The sequence below is a fragment of the Dysgonomonas sp. Marseille-Q5470 genome (assembly GCF_951230145.1).
Lineage (GTDB): Bacteria > Bacteroidota > Bacteroidia > Bacteroidales > Dysgonomonadaceae > Dysgonomonas.
In genome coordinates this window covers 1-18,679 of sequence record NZ_CATNVE010000012.1, presented here as the reverse complement: position 1 = coordinate 18,679, position 18,679 = coordinate 1, and the positions used below count along the sequence as shown (strand labels likewise).

Annotated in this window: 24 protein-coding genes and 1 pseudogene; 20 read left to right on the top strand and 5 right to left on the bottom strand. The window is 34.1% G+C overall.

Annotated features, from left to right (window positions below; all coding sequences use genetic code 11):
- Positions 1-24: 24 nt before the first annotated feature.
- From QOX35_RS15480 to QOX35_RS15395, 18 genes are all read left to right on the top strand, one after another.
- Positions 25-1,530 (top strand): endo-1,6-beta-glucanase, encoded by a 1,506-nt coding sequence (locus QOX35_RS15480; RefSeq protein ID WP_283687705.1) that lies wholly within the window; start codon positions 25-27, stop codon positions 1,528-1,530.
- Positions 1,531-1,552: 22 nt separating this feature from the next.
- Positions 1,553-2,875, top strand: a complete 1,323-nt coding sequence (locus QOX35_RS15475) for a DUF5125 domain-containing protein (RefSeq protein WP_283687704.1) — start codon at positions 1,553-1,555, stop codon at positions 2,873-2,875.
- Between the two features lie 318 nt (positions 2,876-3,193).
- Positions 3,194-3,721 carry an RHS repeat domain-containing protein gene (locus QOX35_RS15470; protein ID WP_283687703.1) on the top strand — a complete coding sequence of 176 codons (528 nt, stop codon included), beginning with the start codon at positions 3,194-3,196 and terminating at the stop codon, positions 3,719-3,721.
- A gap of 37 nt (positions 3,722-3,758) precedes the next feature.
- Complete coding sequence (locus QOX35_RS15465) at positions 3,759-4,265, top strand: JAB-like toxin 1 domain-containing protein (protein ID WP_324373582.1); 507 nt, start codon at positions 3,759-3,761, stop codon at positions 4,263-4,265.
- An 18-nt stretch (positions 4,266-4,283) separates the two neighbouring features.
- Positions 4,284-4,766, top strand: a complete 483-nt coding sequence (locus QOX35_RS15460) for a hypothetical protein (RefSeq protein WP_283687702.1) — start codon at positions 4,284-4,286, stop codon at positions 4,764-4,766.
- 322 nt (positions 4,767-5,088) lie between these two features.
- Positions 5,089-5,490 (top strand): hypothetical protein, encoded by a 402-nt coding sequence (locus tag QOX35_RS15455; RefSeq protein ID WP_283687701.1) that lies wholly within the window; start codon positions 5,089-5,091, stop codon positions 5,488-5,490.
- Between the two features lie 3 nt (positions 5,491-5,493).
- Positions 5,494-5,820, top strand: coding sequence for a hypothetical protein (locus QOX35_RS15450; RefSeq protein ID WP_283687700.1), 327 nt, complete (start codon positions 5,494-5,496; stop codon positions 5,818-5,820).
- Positions 5,821-6,083: 263 nt separating this feature from the next.
- The gene (locus QOX35_RS15445; protein WP_283687699.1) at positions 6,084-6,281 is read left to right on the top strand and encodes a hypothetical protein; all 198 of its coding nucleotides are present in this window, start codon (positions 6,084-6,086) and stop codon (positions 6,279-6,281) included.
- A gap of 108 nt (positions 6,282-6,389) precedes the next feature.
- On the top strand, positions 6,390-6,719 hold the full coding sequence (locus QOX35_RS15440) for a hypothetical protein (RefSeq protein WP_283687698.1): 330 nt from the start codon (positions 6,390-6,392) through the stop codon (positions 6,717-6,719).
- Positions 6,720-7,581: 862 nt separating this feature from the next.
- The gene (locus QOX35_RS15435; protein WP_374043291.1) at positions 7,582-8,325 is read left to right on the top strand and encodes an MlaE family ABC transporter permease; all 744 of its coding nucleotides are present in this window, start codon (positions 7,582-7,584) and stop codon (positions 8,323-8,325) included.
- The gene (locus QOX35_RS15430; RefSeq protein WP_135107193.1) at positions 8,322-9,095 is read left to right on the top strand and encodes an ABC transporter ATP-binding protein; all 774 of its coding nucleotides are present in this window, start codon (positions 8,322-8,324) and stop codon (positions 9,093-9,095) included. Before QOX35_RS15435 ends, QOX35_RS15430 begins: the two co-directional genes overlap by 4 nt.
- A 14-nt stretch (positions 9,096-9,109) precedes the next feature.
- Positions 9,110-9,874 (top strand): exodeoxyribonuclease III, encoded by a 765-nt coding sequence (locus QOX35_RS15425; protein WP_283687697.1) that lies wholly within the window; start codon positions 9,110-9,112, stop codon positions 9,872-9,874.
- 241 nt (positions 9,875-10,115) lie between these two features.
- Positions 10,116-10,877: a Fe-S cluster assembly ATPase SufC gene (gene sufC, locus QOX35_RS15420; protein ID WP_135107189.1), complete on the top strand. Its 762-nt coding sequence runs from the start codon at positions 10,116-10,118 to the stop codon at positions 10,875-10,877.
- Positions 10,874-12,214 (top strand): Fe-S cluster assembly protein SufD, encoded by a 1,341-nt coding sequence (gene sufD / locus QOX35_RS15415; RefSeq protein WP_283687695.1) that lies wholly within the window; start codon positions 10,874-10,876, stop codon positions 12,212-12,214. Before sufC ends, sufD begins: the two co-directional genes overlap by 4 nt.
- A gap of 70 nt (positions 12,215-12,284) precedes the next feature.
- Positions 12,285-13,499 (top strand): aminotransferase class V-fold PLP-dependent enzyme, encoded by a 1,215-nt coding sequence (locus QOX35_RS15410; RefSeq protein ID WP_283687694.1) that lies wholly within the window; start codon positions 12,285-12,287, stop codon positions 13,497-13,499.
- Between the two features lie 93 nt (positions 13,500-13,592).
- Entirely contained in the window at positions 13,593-14,447 is an 855-nt protein-coding gene (locus QOX35_RS15405; RefSeq protein WP_135107178.1) for an outer membrane protein assembly factor BamD, read from the top strand.
- A gap of 41 nt (positions 14,448-14,488) precedes the next feature.
- A complete protein-coding gene (locus QOX35_RS15400; protein WP_006844092.1) occupies positions 14,489-14,821 on the top strand; it encodes a DNA-directed RNA polymerase subunit omega in 333 nt (110 codons plus the stop codon).
- A gap of 6 nt (positions 14,822-14,827) precedes the next feature.
- Entirely contained in the window at positions 14,828-15,289 is a 462-nt protein-coding gene (locus QOX35_RS15395; RefSeq protein WP_283687693.1) for a DUF4293 domain-containing protein, read from the top strand.
- A 168-nt stretch (positions 15,290-15,457) separates the two neighbouring features.
- Here the strand turns inward: QOX35_RS15395 and QOX35_RS15390 are convergent, their stop codons facing one another.
- Complete coding sequence (locus QOX35_RS15390) at positions 15,458-16,114, bottom strand: carbonic anhydrase (RefSeq protein ID WP_135107174.1); 657 nt, start codon at positions 16,112-16,114, stop codon at positions 15,458-15,460.
- Positions 16,115-16,522: 408 nt separating this feature from the next.
- Here QOX35_RS15390 and QOX35_RS15385 point away from each other — a divergent pair, with 408 nt between their 5' ends.
- Entirely contained in the window at positions 16,523-16,660 is a 138-nt protein-coding gene (locus tag QOX35_RS15385) for a hypothetical protein (RefSeq protein WP_283687692.1), read from the top strand.
- Here QOX35_RS15385 and QOX35_RS15380 read toward each other — a convergent pair.
- The 3 genes from QOX35_RS15380 to QOX35_RS15370 all read right to left on the bottom strand — a co-directional run bounded on the left by QOX35_RS15380 (position 16,642) and on the right by QOX35_RS15370 (position 17,958).
- Positions 16,642-17,022: a DDE-type integrase/transposase/recombinase gene (locus QOX35_RS15380; RefSeq protein ID WP_283687691.1), complete on the bottom strand. Its 381-nt coding sequence runs from the start codon at positions 17,020-17,022 to the stop codon at positions 16,642-16,644. The two genes, QOX35_RS15385 and QOX35_RS15380, sit on opposite strands and share 19 nt — an antisense overlap.
- A 110-nt stretch (positions 17,023-17,132) precedes the next feature.
- Entirely contained in the window at positions 17,133-17,435 is a 303-nt protein-coding gene (locus QOX35_RS15375; RefSeq protein WP_283687690.1) for a hypothetical protein, read from the bottom strand.
- A 79-nt stretch (positions 17,436-17,514) separates the two neighbouring features.
- Entirely contained in the window at positions 17,515-17,958 is a 444-nt protein-coding gene (locus tag QOX35_RS15370; RefSeq protein WP_283687689.1) for a GNAT family N-acetyltransferase, read from the bottom strand.
- 203 nt (positions 17,959-18,161) lie between these two features.
- Between QOX35_RS15370 and QOX35_RS16490 the strand changes: the two are divergent.
- Positions 18,162-18,239: pseudogene (locus QOX35_RS16490) on the top strand (NigD1/NigD2 family lipoprotein); the annotation flags it as partial.
- Positions 18,240-18,437: 198 nt separating this feature from the next.
- On the opposite strand, the gene QOX35_RS15365 reads toward QOX35_RS16490, so the two are convergent.
- A partial coding sequence (locus tag QOX35_RS15365) for a hypothetical protein (protein ID WP_283687688.1) occupies positions 18,438-18,679 on the bottom strand: 242 nt, incomplete at its 5' end.

Here is an 18,679-nt window from a genome sequence, read left to right as displayed (position 1 = left end):
TATCATACAAATAGAAAAACAAAAATGAATATACTGAAATATACTTTTACTCTATTCTTATCCATTATAGTCCTTTTTTCTTGTAGTGGGAGTAGAATAAGTAATAAGGATGAGATAGATGATATAACTGTAAATGATAAAGTGGTGACTGTATATGTCACCACTAATACACGATCTTTAGAATTTGTAAAACAAGAGATTCCGTTTAGCGAAAAGGCAGATAATATGTCTCCTCTAACAATTAACTTGATAGCGAATCAAACATATCAGATAATGGATGGTTTTGGCGCTGCCATAACTGGATCTACGGCCTATAATTTGCTGCAAATGCAAAAGCTTGATCGTGATAAATTTCTGAATGAAACATTTTCAGAGAAAGGTGGCGCTGGGTATAGCTATGTCAGAATAGCTATCGGCTGTTCTGATTTTTCACTCAGTGAATATACTTGTTGTGATAAAGAGGGGCTCGAAAACTTTGCTTTGCAGAGTGAGGAATTAGAATATGTAATACCTATACTCAAGGAAATATTAACAATCAACCCAAATATAAAAGTTATGGGTTCTCCTTGGACTGCACCTCTTTGGATGAAAGTTAATAATTTGAAGGACTTGAGAGCTTATAACTCATGGACAAGTGGTCAACTAAATCCAAAATATTATCAGGATTATGCTGTCTATTTTGTGAAGTGGATAAAAGCAATGCAAGATCATGGTATTAAAATATACTCAATAACCCCTCAAAATGAGCCTTTAAACAGAGGTAATTCCGCTTCTATGTTTATGGGCTGGAAAGAACAGAATGAGTTTGTAAAAACAGCTTTAGGCCCTCAATTTAAAAAAGCGGGAGTAACAACAAAGATATATTTGTATGATCATAATTATGACTATGATAGGGGTAAAGATGATACTAAAGATCAAACTCAGTTTCCTTTAAAGATTTATAAAGATGTTGAAACTTCTCAATATGTTGCAGGTGCAGCATATCATAATTATGGAGGAAGTAAAGATGAGCTTCTAGATATCCATCATGCAAATCCGGAGAAAGAACTTATATTTACAGAGACTTCAATTGGGACATGGAATGATGGTCACAATTTTCAGAAACGTTTGATAGATGATATGGAGGAAATAGCATTAGGCACTATAAATAATTGGTGTAAAGCTGTGATTGTATGGAATCTGATGCTGGATACAGAGCGAGGTCCATTTAGACCTGGTGGGTGTGACGTATGTTATGGGGCGGTTGATCTCAATAAAGTAGATTATAAAACAATTACTCGTAATTCTCATTATTTCATAATATCTCACCTTTCTTCTGTAGTTAAACCCGAAGCTCTACGCATAGGTACCTCTGGATATAAAGATATGGAGCTAATTCATTCAGCATTTAAGAATACTGATGGCAGTTATGCCCTTGTTATACTAAATAAATCTAGTAAGTTGAAAAAAATAAATGTCTATGATGGAACAAAGAGCTTTACACATGAAGTTCCAGCTCAATCGGTTGTTTCTTATCGTTGGTTTAATTAATAATTATAATATCTTAAAAATTATGAAAATATTTATATATATATCTTTACTCTCTGTAGCATTATTTTTATCGTGCTCGGACGATGATAGCGACAAAAAAACTGGAAATCCCACTATGAATATTCAAACAGAGTTTTCTAATGCAATGTTTGGAGATAGTCTACCTTTTAAAGTAAATGTATCAGATGATGTACCTCTTTCTACACTTAAGGTTAAGCTTTATTATGGAGAAAAGATCGTATCAGATGTAGTCATTAGAACTAAAACAGAGGGAGAGTACTCGGGTAAGATATTTGTACCATTTTTGAAAGAAATTCCTGATGGTATAGCTAAGCTTGAGTTTGTTTTACAGAATATAAATTTTACAACTACTGATAAAACATACGAACTTCCTCTTATCAGACCTCAATACCCTTACTTAACTTTTGTGACCAAAGACAAGGAATACCGAATGGAACGCATCGGTGAAAATCGTTATGCATTGACTACGAATCTTCCCCAAAAGATTAAAGGTTTTATTAAGAGTCCGACTGTTACTTCTATAGGTAATTCTATAAATTTTGGATGGGAGGATAATGGGATATCTCAAGGATCAACTAATGATATTACATTCTCTAATCTTACATCTGGCGAGTATACAATCTTATTCAACACTTTCGATTATACGGCAGCCCCATTTATTGTCGCTTATGCTATAAATGGTACTGAAATGGAAAAAATTGACGATGATAACTTTAAGATAGATTTACAGTTAACCAAAGGACAGGAAGTTAAGGTTGATGGTATCGATGGCTTTGACGAATGGTGGGTAGATCAAGACTTTTTCTCTAAAAATGATGACAAACTTATATTCAATGCTATCGATGGTAGATACCGTGTAAGTGCAGACTTTTCCTTAAAATACTTGAAGGTAGAAGTGATGGATGGTGAAAATCTGGCAAGTTTAAAAGCTGATGGGACTGGCACAATATGGCTTATTGGTGATAGTCAAGGAAAACCTTCATTGAAAAATACAGGATGGGATCCCCAAAAAGGTGTATGTATGGTTCCTATGGGAAATGGTATATTTCAAATAACTTTTGTTGCAGGAGAGACTATAATCGCAGACAGAGTTAATTTTGTATTTTTCCATACAAAAGATTGGGCTCCATCATTCGGCCCAGAGACACTTACAGTGAATAGTGAAGTCTTTATTATAGGACAAGGACAATCAGTAAATGGGGTAGATAAAGGTAATATTGCATTAGCTCCGGGTAAAACGCTAACTAAAGGTAAAGCATATAAATTTGTTATAGATGTTTCGCAGGGAATCGATAAAGCCACACTCATGGTTACAGAGAAGTGATATTACCCATTAAAGGTTAATTATATATAAAAGCAGATTGCAACTTTTTTTAAGTTGTAATCTGCTTTTATATATAATTAGCTTTAGAATATACAAAGAGTTTATTGCCTGCCTAATATTATTAAGAGTGTTAAAGATTAAGTAATGTATATACAATAATTATAAATGTGAAATAAAATTTCTAATACATGATAATTCAACCTTTCTGTGAGTTTCATTATTCTTAGGATTATTTATCTATAATGATCTTAAGGGAATAAACAAGGTGACAGAAAAATATATACAAATAGCTGTTACTTTTACATACGCTTCGCTCCTGTGATCGTTGGTTGTCACTTTTTCGTTAAGTTTGTTCTTAGCTATAGAGATAGCATACTGGTTGACGGAGGATATATAGAAGGAGGAGTTTATCATTACTATATGACAGACCATTTGGGTAACAACCGTGTGGTGGTGAATGCAAGCGGTACGGTAACCCAAAGAAATCATTACTATCCGTTCGGAACAGCTTTTGCAGAGAATACTGTAGATGAACACAAGAAACAGCCGTACAAATACAATGGCAAGGAGCTGGATCAGATGCACGGATTGAACCTGTATGATTATTCGGCAAGGTATTATGAAAGTGCAGTGGGAAGGTTTACAACAGTTGATCCGTTAGCAGAGAAATATTATTCAATATCTCCATATGTCTATGTAGCAAATAATCCACTGAAATATATAGATCCAGATGGTATGGATATTTATTTAATAGGAGAAGATGGTAAGATTACTCTTGCTTTGAAAACGGAAGATAAACATGATCAGTTAGTTGCAACAAAAAAGATCAATATGGGTATACTATGATTACCAACAGGTCGCTAAATGTAGATGATAAAGAAATATTACCTGCATTTGTTGGAAAAATGATTTTTCTTTTGTAACAACGTCTAATGTAAACGATGCATTTAATGTATTTAAGTTTGCCTCAGATAATTCAGATGTAGAATGGGGATTAGACGGCTATCAATCCACAAAAGGAGGAAACCGTTACGTGCTTAGAACAAGTTTTTCGGACGAAGCTGTTGGTTATAGGCATGGCTTATATGGAGATGAAGATATGATTTTTAATATGCATACGCATCCTGGTGGAGATGATACAAAAATGGCATCAGGGCAAATTTCACCGTTCGGATATGAAGGAGGGGATATGTCTAACTTAGCAAAAAGATATAATAATGCCAAGAGTGTAAATAAAAAATATCCTACTGCATACCCTAAACATTTTATTTATCATAAAAATAGCCAAAGTCTAATTTATTTTAATGATAAAACAACGAGTAAATTGCTAGGGCCGATTAAAAGTACGACTCAACTTAGAAAAACTGTATTAGGATATAAAAATTGGTAAGATAATTAATAGTAAGTAATGAAAAAGAAAATAATATTCTTAGTGTTAATACTTTTAATCTTTATTTCTTGTATAGAAAAGAATAATAGAAAAAAAGACTTGACTAATATAATGAATAAATCTCTTACTGACAAGATAGAAGAAGTTATTGAGGAACAGAAGATTAAGTATAAATATCCTATGAAAGGAAAAAGAATAGTAACTATATCATTTGATAACTTCTCAAATTGTTTGATAAAAATCAGTACTGATTTTTATTATGATGCAGACAGAATTGATGGTTATACCTTTTTTGACGGTTATTTAATAGTCTTTTACAATGCACATAGTATCTGCAGTAAAGATATGCTTAATATTAACGCTTTAACAATATTTAAAGATTCTATTGCTGGATATAAAGATTATTCTCAATTAAATATGGACTATGAGATTATAACAAAAACATATAAAATAATAAATAAAGATAGTTTAATTCCCATACACAGAATTCAGTGCCGATAGGCAGTACTTCCTCGTCCCTTCGGATTTGCTCGAAGATTAATAGTAATCAGTATATTTATTTGATATAAACTAATCCTGCCAATATTATCATTGGCTGGATTAGTTATCTATATATGACTTAAGGGAATAAAAAGGTGACAGAGAAATATATGCAAAAAGCTGTTACTTTTACATACGCTTCGCTCCTGTGATCGTTGGTTGTCACTTTTTCATTAAGTTTGTTATTAGCTATAGAGATAGCCAGTGATTGACGGAGGATCTATAGAAGGAGGAGTTTATCATTACTATATGACTGACCATTTGGGTAACAACCTCCTTTCTTTTGGGATATAGTGCTCAATTAAATCTTGGATATATACCAAGTGATGGTGTATTTATAAATTTAACGGGAGGCTTTGTTTTTGGAATTGATTTCTCTCATGGTATCAGTGGAGTTGTTGGAAATTACGTTGGAGATGCAGTTCCAACAGCTGAAACTTTAAAAGGGCCAGCATGGGCACTAGATGGAGGTGCAGGCGGCTTAACTATAGGAACGAGTAAAGATGTAGTTCAATCAAATCCTGTTGAAATAGGTCAGACTGGTAGTTATAAATATGACGAAAAAGCAGGAACAAATTGGAATATGAGAAGTATAGGATATTCTGTTGGATCAAAAACTCTTTTTTCTGGGAGCGTAAAAAGAACATATACAACATCTCCTTTGTATTTACATAAAACAAAATAAATAATGAAGATTAAAAAATATTGTTTTGTTGTTATAATATTTTTTTCATGTATAGCAGGTAGTAATAAGGAATATAGACAAGCATGTATTAACGAGGACTACACAGGACTTATTACAAAGATTTACAAAGATTCTTGGAACCATGATGTGTATACATTTGAAATAACAACAAAAGATAAGGGTACAATTCAAGTTATTGCAGAGTTCTATTCGAAGTCTTGGGCTTTTGCATCTCCTTATGACTCTATTATTAAACATAAAGGTGATAGTTATATAACTATTAAGAAAAAAACAGGGGTATCAAGGCAATTTGAAACTAGATTTAAATAAACGGAGAGGAGTATATATAAGTTTCTTATATGTTAGATTATTATTATTATTATTATTATTATTATTATTATTATTATTATTATTATTATTATTATTATTATTATTATTATTATTATTATTATTATTATTCGCCACTTTCGTCCCTTCGGATTTGAAATCCGAAGACTTATAATTAAGGATTTCCAATCCACTATAATTCAATCCTGTCAATGTCATCATTGGCAGGATTATTTATCTATATATGACTTAAGGGTAGAAAAAAGGTGACAGAGAAATATATACAAAAAGCTGTTACTTTTGTCACCTTTTTCATTAAGTTTGTTCTTGGCTATAGAGATGCTCAGCCCGAGTGTAAAAGATCAGATCAAGTGATGTCTTCATCATATTGGTATATCATTGTTGGTATAAATTATGCCAAAGATATGTGTTATTTTAATGGGAAAATCCATGTTGGTTCGTAGTAGAATATATTCTATTGAGTTGATTCATGATCTATTTTCTTTTTTCTCCTGGAAATTCTTTAGAATCAAAAACTAAATTCATATTTACTTAAAACATTAAATACATATATGAAATTTATATCTTATTTATTTATGATGTGTTTATTTTTGTCTTGTAATATTAGTAGTAGAAAAGAATATACTATAGATGTTATAAATTCAAGTTATGAAGGACAAATAATAAAAAAACATATTGATAACTGGAATCATGCGGCTAAGATGATCCAAGTCCATACAATTAATAATGATACTTTAAATATAACAGTAGATTTTTATCCTGATTCATGGAATTTTGTAAGTGTGGGTGACTCTATTATAAAAAAATACGGTAAAGGGAGTATCGAAATTAAGAGGAAAACAGGAGGACGAAGAGAATTTTTTTTATATATTCCAAATTAAGAAATATCTTTATTCTCATTTTCCCTCGTTCCTTCGGATTTGTAATCCGAATATGAATCGTGCAAGTATCTATAATCCATTTTAAACTATCCTGGATACTCCTAGTAAAGACTCATATGATGCTTATCCTGAAAAAATAGAGCAAGAGAAGAAAAAAAGAAGAAGATATAATTTCTATTTTTATGAAAAATATAACCAAGCTAAGAGAGAAATTTCTTATATCAATGTGTATCTTAACAACGATGTATTGTCTGTTTTTTTATGAATTGATTGAATCTTCTTGTCTTCCTACCGTAATGTATACTTTAACTGGATTATGGATATTACTAATTGTTATTTCTGTTTTTGAATTAATTGGATTTCTAGTTTCTAAAAAGAGAACGGGGAAAAAGCTATATTATCAGTCTGATGGATTTGTGAGCTTTATATGTATATATTCTCAAATAATTGTAAGCTATTGTTTTTATATATACTTCTTTATATATTTTATATTTGATTTATACAAAGATGATATAATCTTCAATTATATATTACTTATAATATTGGGGGTGTTTATTGGATATAAGATAGCTTTTAAATCTTTCATATACTTAGAGAAAAGAAAATAGATGTATTATTTTCGAAGAGTTTTCTTCGTCCCTTCGGATTTACAATCCGAAGAATTATAACTAAGGATTTATAATTCATATTAATATTGTCGGTATCATCATTCGCACGATTGATTTCCTATAACTCATAAGATAAGTGAAAATTTTTCAAAAAATGTTCTCTTAATGCATTCCATTCGATTGAAATCTGAGAATTATACAAAAAAATGTATCTTTGTTCATGTTTATAAATCTCTGAAAAAACAAATATGTTTATAATTTCTCTTTTAGATAAACTTGGACACTACGCGCTCCTCATGCAAAAGGTTTTCACCAGACCTCAGAAATGGAGTGTTTTTCTTCGTCAGTATCTAGCCGAAATAAGCAAATTAGGAGTAAACTCAATTTGGATTGTGATAATAATCTCCTTTTTCATCGGTGCTGTTATTGTGGTTCAGATAAAGTTGAATATTGATTCTCCGTTCATGCCACGTTATACGGTTGGTTATGTATCCAGAGAGATACTAATCTTGGAATTCTCATCGACGATAATGTGTCTGATTCTAGCAGGAAAAGTCGGATCTAATATAGCGTCCGAAATAGGAACGATGCAAGTTACAGAACAAATAGATGCATTGGAAATAATGGGTGTGAATTCTGCCAATTATATCATTTTGCCTAAAGTAATCGCTTTGATGACTTTCATCCCAGTACTTGTAGTTCTTAGTATGTTTTTTGGTGTAATAGGCGGATATGCAGTCTGTATAATAGGGCAAGTGATGCCTGCTGATACCTTTCAGTATGGACTTCAATTCTATTTCAAAGAATTTTATGTATGGTATGCTATTGTTAAAACTATAATATTCGCTTTCATTATGTCAACTGTGGCCTCTTATTATGGCTACTCAGCACGGGGCGGATCGTTGGATGTGGGCAAAGCTAGTACCGATTCGGTAGTTATGGGTAGTATTCTTATTCTTGTTTCAGACTTGCTGATCACTCAATTGATGATGTCATGATAGAAGTAAAGAACTTATATAAATCATTTGATGAACGAGACGTTCTGAAGGATATAAATATTCTTTTCGAAGCAGGGAAAACCAACCTTATTATTGGACGAAGCGGTTCGGGAAAAACGGTTCTTCTTAAAAATCTCGTAGGCTTGATGCGCCCTTCAAGCGGGCAAATATTATACGATGGACGTGATCTTACAAAAATGAGCCTCGGTGAGATGAAAGATTTGCGTCAAGAGATGGGGATGATTTTTCAAGGATCGGCCTTATTTGACTCCATGACTGTTTTCGAAAATGTCAATTTCCCCTTAATGATGTTCTCCTCAATGACCAAAATAGAGCAGGAGAAACGAACTAAATTCTGTCTGGAAAGGGTAAATCTTGGAGATGCAGGTCACCTATATCCATCAGAGATTAGTGGAGGTATGATGAAGCGTTCTGCCATAGCTCGTGCCATAGCCCTCAATCCAAAATATTTGTTTTGCGACGAGCCAAACTCCGGACTTGACCCTCAAACATCTCTCGTTATAGATGATTTGATACATGATATCACAAAAGAGTATGATATTACAACCGTTATCAATACTCACGATATGAACTCGGTAATGGGTATTGGTGAACGAATCAATTTTATTAAGGAAGGCGAACTCGAGTGGCAAGGTTCAAGCAAGGACGTCATATCTTCTACAAATGAAGATTTTAATGATTTTGTCTTTGCCTCCGACTTATTTAAGAAAGTTAAAGCTGCCGAAAATGAAGGTATCAAGTTGACTTAACACATTTTGATTAAATGAAAGTAATATCATATAATGTAAACGGCATACGTGCCGCTGTAAATAAAGGTCTTTACCAATGGCTTGAACAAGAGTCTCCTGATATTTTATGCTTGCAGGAAATAAAGGCTACGGAAGATCAGATCGATGTATTGACTATTCAATCATTGGGGTATAATTACTATTTTCATCCTGCCGAAAAAAAAGGATATAGCGGAGTTGGTATCTTGACCAAACTTATGCCTGATTTGGTGAAAATAGGAATGGGGATTCCTGACTATGATAGAGAAGGGCGTGTATTACGTGCCGACTATGGAGATGTCACTGTGATTTGTGTTTATATACCCTCCGGTACAATGGGGGATATTCGTCAGGATATAAAAATGAAATTTCTGGCCGATTTTACACATTTTATAAACGATTTACGTAAAGAAAGACCCGAACTCATTATCTGCGGAGATTACAATATCTGTCATAAACCTATCGATATTAATCACCCTGAACGACATACCAAAAGCTCGGGATTCTTACCTGAAGAGCGTCAGTGGTTTGATGAGTTTATAGATACAGGACTTATTGATACTTTTCGTGTGTATGATCAAAGTCCCGAAAAGTATAGTTGGTGGAGTTATAGGGCAGGAGCCAGAGGTAAAAATTTAGGGTGGCGTATAGACTATCATGTTATTACGGAAGAAGCTCGTCCACGACTTAATAATGCAGCAATTCTGAGCGAAATAAACTTTTCTGACCATTGTCCTGTTGTAGTAGAAATGAGTTTCTAGGAATAAAAACCCTACTCATTTGAAATATGGGAACTATTAGTTTGTTAAATAGTTTAATTTATTAGAAAAGAAACATTATAGATTTAATAAATAACTAATAGCCTGTTAAAAACGGGCTATTTTTGTGTTTTATTTACTATTTTTGCATTCGAAAGCCATGGTGGCTTGAACATATATCAGATCTTAGTGTTAAATGGATAGCTGTAACTAAGATTTTTATTTTAAACAACATATAATAATAATGGCAAATTTATTAAACATAAAGAACTTACATGCCAATGTTGAAGGCAAAGAAATATTAAGGGGATTAGATCTTGTTGTAAATGAGGGAGAAATTCATGCAATAATGGGGCCTAATGGTGCCGGAAAAAGTACCCTTGCTTCGGTTTTGGTAGGTAATCCCAATTTTGAGGTAACAGAAGGCGAAGTAACTTTCAGAGAACATGATCTTTTGGAAATGGATCCCGAAGATAGAGCTCGTGAAGGGTTGTTCCTCAGTTTTCAATACCCTGTAGAAATACCGGGGGTAAGTATGACGAACTTTATGCGTGCTTCTTTAAACGAAATTCGTAAGCATAAAGGTGAGGAGCCTATCTCAGCTTCAGACTTTTTGAAAATGATGCGTGAAAAGCGTCAATTAGTTGAACTAGACAAAGACCTTGCAGGACGTTCGGTCAACGAAGGTTTCTCGGGAGGAGAGAAAAAGCGTAATGAGATTTTCCAAATGGCTATGTTAGAGCCGAAGTTAGCAATACTTGATGAGACAGATTCAGGGCTTGATATCGATGCCTTGCGTATTGTTGCAGCCGGTGTAAACAAGTTGAGGAGCAAGGATAATGCTACAGTGGTTATTACCCACTATCAACGTTTACTAGACTATATTAAGCCTGACTATGTTCACGTATTATACAAAGGACGTATAGTAAAAAGCGCAGGAGCTGAATTGGCTCTGGAATTGGAAGAAAGAGGATACGATTGGATTATTAAAGATTTTGAAGAATGATAGAAAATCAATATATAGACATATTTACCCAGTATAGAGATAAGATTGATGCAAAATCTTTATCCGGGATGGATAGTCTTCGAGATAAAGCTCTAAATATTTTTAAAGAACAGGGATTCCCCACCAAGAAGATGGAGGATTATCTCTATCTGGACGTCGCAGCGGAGTTCTTGCCTGACTTTGCTCTCAATATTAACAGGTTGCCATTCACAGGGAACCCATATGTTGCTTTTAGGTGTGAAATTCCTAATTTGACTACAAATCTTTACTTTGTTCTCAATGATATATTTCATGAAGAACATAAGCCAAAGGTAAATTATCCGAGCGGAGTATTTGTTGGTAGTTTCAAGCATTTTGCAGAAGAAAAGCCCGAGGTGTTTTCTAAATATTATGGGCAGATAGCAGAGATGGATAAAAACGGAATTGTCGCATTCAATACAATGTTTGCTCAAGATGGTTTTGTTATTTATGTACCTAAGGGTGTTGTCGTAGAAGAGCCTATTCAGCTGATCAATATATTGAAGAGTGAATTTAATAGTCTTGTCAATCGCCGTATTCTGATTATAGCCGAGGATGATGCTCAGGTGAAATTACTTATTTGTGATCATACTGTAGATGAATCTCAGTTTTTAGCAACGCAGGTTACCGAAATCTTCGCCGGACGTAATGCTCTTGTCGATTATTACGACTTGGAAGAAAACTCAGATAAAGTTACCCGTTTGACAAATACGTTTGTTCATCAGCTCGAAGCATCAAATGTATTGATCAATAATATGACTTTCAATACGGGCGTTAGCCGTAATAACTATAATGTAAAACTATCTGGACAGCATGCCGAAGCTTATGTCTGTGGTATGGTTATAGCGGATAAGCATCAGTATGTAGACAATTTTGCTTTTCTCGATCATCTTGTGCCACACTGTACGAGTACGCAGTTATTCAAGTATGTGTTACAAGACGAAGCTACAGGTGCTTTTTGTGGACGTATACGAGTTGAAAAAGATGCACAGAAAACATTGGCATATCAGTCGAATAATAACTTATGTATTTCTCCAAATGCTCATATGTATTCTAAGCCACAATTGGAGATTTATGCCGATGATGTAAAATGTTCGCACGGATTAACTACAGGACAGTTAGATGAAGAGGCTTTGTTTTATCTTCGCTCACGTGGTCTCTCTAAGGAATCTGCACGTTTGATGCTAATGCAAGCTTTTGCAGCGGGAGTACTAGAACATGTTCGTATCGACCGCCTGAAAGAAAGACTACTGGATTTGGTCGAAAAACGTTTCAAAGGAGAATCTGCTCGTTGCGGAAATTGTGCAGTATGTAAATGATAAATGAAACATAGTTCTCGGTTGCAGAATATCATTATGCTGCCAACTGATAACTATTGACAGTGAAAAAATGAATATAGAAGAAATAAGATCAGATTTTCCTATTCTATCTACTACGGTTTATGGTAAACCTCTTATTTATCTGGATAATGGGGCTACTACCGAAAAACCAAAATGTGTGGTAGAGGAAATGACTAAAATATATTACACCACGAACGCAAATGTGCATCGTGGTGTACATTATTTAAGCCAGCAAGCTACAGATCTTGCTGAAGAATCGAGAGTGGTGGTGCAACAATTCATCAACGCTAAACATAGCCACGAGATCATTTTTACAAGGGGCACTACAGAGTCGATAAATCTTGTTGCTCATAGTTTTTGCCGCCAATTTTGCAATGAAGGTGACGAAATTATTATTTCGGCAATGGAACATCATGCTAATATTGTATCGTGGCAATTGCAAGAGCCAATACGAGGAATCAAGCTTAAAGTAATTCCTATCAACGATAAGGGGGAATTGATGTTGGACGAAATGGAGAAACTTATTTCGCCAAAAACACGTTTGATATCAGTTACGCATGTTTCTAATGTATTGGGTACTGTAAATCCTGTTGATCAAATAACAGAAATTGCTCACAAACATAATATTCCTGTGCTGATAGATGCAGCTCAGTCGGTTCAGCATATGACGCTGGATGTACAAAAGCTGGACTGTGATTTTCTTGTTTTCTCAGGACATAAGGTTTATGGGCCGAATGGAGTAGGTGTCTTGTATGGTAAAGAAAAATGGCTGAATCAGATGCCGCCTTATCAGGGTGGGGGTGAAATGATAAAAACGGTTTCCTTTAAAGAGACTACATTCAACGAGTTACCATTCAAGTTTGAGGCCGGAACCCCTGACTATCCGGGAGTGATAGCGTTGGCCACAGCATTGAAATACATAAAAAATATTGGGCTTGACTCAATAAAAGCATACGAAGATGAGTTATTAAGATATTGTACTGATGAATTACTGAAAATAGAAGGTTTACGAATATATGGAACTTCGGATAAGAAAAGTAGCGTAATCTCGTTTTTGGTAGATAATATTCATCATTACGATATGGGAATGCTTTTAGATAAAATGGGAATAGCCGTTCGTACAGGTCATCACTGCGCTCAACCTCTTATGGATGAGTTGGGTGTGGATGGTACAGTGAGAGCTTCATTGGCATTCTACAATACAAAAGAAGAGATTGATCAGTTGGTAATGGGAGTGAAAAAGGTTGCTTCGATGTTTCGCTAAACTGATCGTGAATCTCAAAAAAATATAATTGTAAAAGTTTATTTTTAAATTATAAAAGCTTTGTGTAAATTTGCAAACTAATTTTTGAGTAGAATGAAGATACGAATCCTGTGTACCTTATTATTAGCAATGCTGCTTGCATCATGCGGCGAATATAATAAAATATTGAAAAGCCGTGATGCCGAGTTAAAGTATGAATATGCTAAGAAATACTTCGATCAAAAGAAATATGGAAGAACAATCACCTTGTTAGATGAGATTTTATCTGCATATACAGGGTCTTCCAAAGAGCAGGAAATATTGTATCTGTTGGCTCAAGCCTATTTCTATGATAAAGATTATACAACAGCTACCCAGTACTATACCCGATATTATAATAAGTTTCCGAAGGGAGAATTTACCGAGTTGGCACGATTCAATTCTGCTTACGGGTTGTATCTCGACTCTCCGGATGCGAGGTTAGATCAAACAAGCACTTTTAAAGGGATTCAGGAATTTCAGAACTTTTTGGAATATTTTCCTCAAAGTGAAAAGGCTCCCGAAGCTCAGGATTTGATGTTTAAACTTCAAGAGAAGTTAGCATACAAAGAATTTCTGGCCGCACGCTTATATTACAACTTGGGGCTTTATAATAGAGAGAACTATTACGAATCTTGCGTAGTAACTGCACGTGAGGCTCTAAAATCTTATCCCTTTTCTGAATTTACCGAGGAATTCCAGATTTTGATTGTTAGAGCTAGATTTGAACAAGCCGTTTATAGCGTTGAAGAAAAGAAGCCTGTACGTTACAGAGATTTGATGGACGAACACTTCAATTATAAGAATATGTTCCCTAACGGTAAGTACACCAAAGAAAGTGAACGTTACTATCGTGCAGCCTTAAAAGCATTAGGTCAGGAAGTAGATGATGCAACAAACGAAGCTGTTCAACAAGAGTTGAAGAAATAAATAATCGAAAAAAAACAATATAATTATATTTTAAAATCATTATGGATTATAGAAAAACAAATGCAGCAAGCAATACTATTACCAGAGATATGATGTCTTTGTCAGAAGACACCGGTAATGTATACGAAACTGTTAGAATTATCGCTAAGCGCTCTAACCAGATTTCTGTTGAAATGAAACAGGATTTGGATAAGAAACTACAGGAATTTGCTTCATATAACGATAATCTGGAAGAAGTTTTCGAAAATAGAGAACAAATAGAAATCTCTCGTTACTACGAAAAACTTCCTAAGCCAACGCTTATCGCTGCTCAAGAGTATACAGAAGGAAAACTTTATTACAGAAATCCTAGTAAGGATAAAGATAATTTCTAATATAGAATGATACAGCGTATACAGTCGATTTTTCTCCTTCTTACAACGATATTGATGGGGGCTACTTTTGTGATTCCATCGCTTGAAATAACGAGTGAAGGTCTTAAATTTTCAAGTATATTGTTTAATTCTTTGGGAATATTTGACAACTCAATGTCTTATCATGCTTGGGGAGCTGCTATCTTTTGTGCTCTATCTGCGATCGTAGCTTTTCTAAATATATTTCTATATAAAAAAAGAAAGTTACAAATAAAATTGGGATTATTTACGGCTTTGTTGATAGCTATATATTATGTGACTGCCGCGTTTTATGTAAATGCATTCTTAGATAAGATTACTCCAGGATATTCCTTAAATATTCAACTTGGAATTATTTTCCCTGTATTAGCTCTGATCTTTGATTTACTTGCTGTTTCACGTATAAAGAAAGACGAAAAGCTTGTAAAATCTTTAGACCGCATACGATAAGCTGCGACATTTATTTGAAGTAAGCATACATATTCGTTTTTTGATATCAATTACGGATATAAGTAATATAAGAGTTTTACATTTACACCCTTTTTCCTAAAGCCCCTTAAGCGGGGTATCTAAATAGGAAAAAGGGTGTAATGATATTATATAATGCAGTGGAATTCTTCAATCTTCAGTATTGCCTGTAATATCATAAATCTCTTTAATCTTATCAAGTTCGCCGTCCATATCGAAGAAAAGATCATGAAGTTGAGCATCCTTGATATCAAATACCCATCCCGCAACTTTAGGATATCCTTTTTCGTAATAAGACTTTTGTACTTCTCCCATTTTAATTATGTTACGGCATTGTTCATATGTGTTAAGTTCTACAAGGCGCCTATGTCTGGCTCCGATATCATCAATAGCAGCCAGTTCCTCTTTATGTAGATGGTAAACATCTCGTATACTTCGCAGCCAAGGGTTAAGTATCCCATAGTCTGACTTTTTCATCGCCGCTTCTATTCCTCCACATCCATAGTGACCACAAACAATAATAAATTTAACTTTTAGGTATTCAACTCCGTAGTTGATAACGGAAAGAGCACTTAGGTCAGTGGCTATAACCATGTTTGCAATATTACGATGGATAAAAACCTCTCCTGGCTTTAATCCCATAACCTGATTGGGATGCACTCTGCTATCCGAACATCCGATATATAGAAAATCTGGATGTTGGTCTGCTGCTAATAACTTAAATAGTCCGGGGTTGTCTATCTTATTTTTCTCTATCCATTTATTATTAGCCTCAAATATTCGATTATATTTTTCTTGATCAGACATGTATTCGTTTTTAGTTTGTATCCAAAGATAATATTTATTATTTTTTATTCTTATTTTTGAGGTAGCTGACCTTAAGATTATTCAAAGATATTCGAAGAACTACAGAGTAGGGAATGTTTATAATAGCCTTTAATTGTAGTTTTGTATGATTAGAGAAGGGACAGCACTCATAACTCAGAGATATCAAGAAAGATATCGGAAAAAGAAATCTTTAAAATTAAATCTAGTTAGGGTATAAATTTCAAGACAATCTTATATTAGGTGTTATTGTAAAGTCGCAGAGAATAACAGATAAGTTGCTATTTGTTAGATAATACTGCAATCCAACCAATTGAAAATTTTTATATGAAAACATTAAGTAAGCTAAAATTGGACAACCTGAATAAGGTTGAATTAGACTAACTGGAAGTGGACATACTGAGGGGTGGCGATCATCTTGGGCTTCTGGAAGCGGAGGCTCTTCAACCAGTGATCACAATTCAGCAAATACAGCAGGAGGTTTGTCTTCTACTTATGGTTTTAGTGGTTCAGGTAGCGGGAATATAATTTTCAGTCATGCTTGGTGTTATCTTTTTCTTTTTTAATGTTACTTGATAATCATTACTACAATACAGCAAACCCCGATCTGGGTGATGGATCAGCTTATTTCTATATCGCCTTAGCTTTATAGCCATATTCAATGCTATTAAAGAACCCTCCGTTGCCAGGCTGTAAGAGGCATCATATACCATTATCTTCTTGGAGTATGCATCGGTAACCAACGCCAAATAACAGTTTCTGCCTCTGCCGCCAATATAGATTATAGACACTACTTGTTCTGCTGTACCCTGCTGCTTCATAGATCGGAAGGAACGGTAATAAACCTGTCTACTTACCCCGAGCAATCCACAGGTGGAGGTTTTACTCACTTGGTATTCTCTTGAGAATCGGTCGATTGTTAGGGTAAGGAGTTTTTCGGATAGGGATATTAAATTCCTTTTCCGCCATATCGATCATCATATCAAAGAAGATCGCTTTCTTATCTGAGGTTTCTGCTTGCTTCTCCAATAATTTTTTGCTTTTCCAATAGCTTGATTTTTTGCTCAAGCTCGAGTCTCTTTTGATCTTTACTCTTTTGCATATTACTGGACGTTTGATTTACCCAGTCAAAGGTACTATATTTTCTCAGCCAATTAGTAATTGTCCGATCTCCTTGAACTCCATACTTCTTTTTGGCGGAAGTTACTGAGATATCTTCTCGCTCAATCTCCGAGACCACTGATAACTTAAAAGATATGCTATAATCTTTTTGTATGCGCTTGACATAATTAATCTCTTCCATAACATTACATCTTTTGTGTAACCCTATTTAGGACGAGACATACGAGAGCAGGAAAAAGCGATGGGATATTTTCCTATCATTAATTCCACCAATTATAATAATTGTGTTCACTGTCTAACTCAAAATCACATTTAGGATATAAATTATTACCGATCTTATTTGTTTTTTGAGTTTCAAGCAATAGTCCGCAAGCACCGGTTTCATTACAATATTGTTTACAGCGGTCTATAAGATCTATTGCAAAGCCAAACCCACGATAAGCAGGGTCAACAAACAAGTCGCTCAACAACCATTGGCGTTTTAGTGATTTATAATGATACAGAGGATACAACTGTGCAAAGCCTACATATTTATCATCTTTCTTGATAAGAAATGTAACGGTTTCATTGTTCGTTATACGTTCTTTCAGAAAAGATTTACCTTTTTCCAAATCAGATGGTTGTTCATAAAATACACGATAATTGTCGAACAATACTGCAAGTTCATTTAGGTGTTCTAATGTTGCTACTTCAATTTGTTTCATAAGTTAAATAATTTAGTACGTTAAACTGCGAAACAAAATTAGAGCAACCAGCGATGACTTTGGCATACCAAAAATAAAATATACAGATAGTCCAGAGTGACCTCTACCTCATTTCGATTCATTCTAAAATCATTAAGCTGTTCGCCTTCAAAGAGTAAAATATAGCAACACCTCCACGCGGTAACTGGACAGAAAAAGGAAAGAAAGGAAAGACAGTAAAGCTAAAACTTAAATCGAAATCATTCAGTGGCGATAAATCTGCCGAATTCGATTATACTACAGGAAGGAAACACCAACAAAGGCTGTGGTACGACATCGTTCAGAGGGATAAATGTGCAGTAATATCTTATTCAGATATGCCGCTAAAATATTAAATTATGTTAATGCTTTAATTTTGAATTATATTGCATGCAAGGTTTAAGAAAAATGGGATTTATATAATTGAAAGTTCAAAAAACACATGAATTTAAAAACAAAGTTTAATTTAATTCAAAAACAATGAAAAATTTAAAAACAATTTCGAGCCTGTTTTTTCTTAGTTTGGTTGCCTTGTCTATTACATTTACATCGTGTGATAAAGACGACGACAATGACTGTAAATAATACTTGAAAAGTATACCACCAGAATAATTCAAAAGTATACCACCTATGGGAGTAAAATAGGATGATTTAACATTCATTTGGTTGTTAAGATTCTTTATTTTATTAACAAATACTAACA

What these genes read in the sequence shown, in the direction of transcription:
- QOX35_RS15450 (WP_283687700.1), top strand. Translation starts at nt 5,494, where the DNA reads ATGAAGATTAAAAAATATTGTTTTGTTGTTATAATATTTTTTTCATGT.
- sufC (WP_135107189.1), top strand. Translation starts at nt 10,116, where the DNA reads ATGGCAAATTTATTAAACATAAAGAACTTACATGCCAATGTTGAAGGC.
- QOX35_RS15370 (WP_283687689.1), bottom strand. Translation starts at nt 17,958, where the DNA reads ATGAAACAAATTGAAGTAGCAACATTAGAACACCTAAATGAACTTGCA.
- QOX35_RS15410 (WP_283687694.1), top strand. Translation starts at nt 12,285, where the DNA reads ATGAATATAGAAGAAATAAGATCAGATTTTCCTATTCTATCTACTACG.
- QOX35_RS15425 (WP_283687697.1), top strand. Translation starts at nt 9,110, where the DNA reads ATGAAAGTAATATCATATAATGTAAACGGCATACGTGCCGCTGTAAAT.
- QOX35_RS15400 (WP_006844092.1), top strand. Translation starts at nt 14,489, where the DNA reads ATGGATTATAGAAAAACAAATGCAGCAAGCAATACTATTACCAGAGAT.
- QOX35_RS15390 (WP_135107174.1), bottom strand. Translation starts at nt 16,114, where the DNA reads ATGTCTGATCAAGAAAAATATAATCGAATATTTGAGGCTAATAATAAA.
- QOX35_RS15395 (WP_283687693.1), top strand. Translation starts at nt 14,828, where the DNA reads ATGATACAGCGTATACAGTCGATTTTTCTCCTTCTTACAACGATATTG.
- QOX35_RS15405 (WP_135107178.1), top strand. Translation starts at nt 13,593, where the DNA reads ATGAAGATACGAATCCTGTGTACCTTATTATTAGCAATGCTGCTTGCA.
- QOX35_RS15460 (WP_283687702.1), top strand. Translation starts at nt 4,284, where the DNA reads ATGAAAAAGAAAATAATATTCTTAGTGTTAATACTTTTAATCTTTATT.
- sufD (WP_283687695.1), top strand. Translation starts at nt 10,874, where the DNA reads ATGATAGAAAATCAATATATAGACATATTTACCCAGTATAGAGATAAG.
- QOX35_RS15475 (WP_283687704.1), top strand. Translation starts at nt 1,553, where the DNA reads ATGAAAATATTTATATATATATCTTTACTCTCTGTAGCATTATTTTTA.
- QOX35_RS15480 (WP_283687705.1), top strand. Translation starts at nt 25, where the DNA reads ATGAATATACTGAAATATACTTTTACTCTATTCTTATCCATTATAGTC.
- QOX35_RS15440 (WP_283687698.1), top strand. Translation starts at nt 6,390, where the DNA reads ATGAAATTTATATCTTATTTATTTATGATGTGTTTATTTTTGTCTTGT.
- QOX35_RS15375 (WP_283687690.1), bottom strand. Translation starts at nt 17,435, where the DNA reads ATGGAAGAGATTAATTATGTCAAGCGCATACAAAAAGATTATAGCATA.
- QOX35_RS15430 (WP_135107193.1), top strand. Translation starts at nt 8,322, where the DNA reads ATGATAGAAGTAAAGAACTTATATAAATCATTTGATGAACGAGACGTT.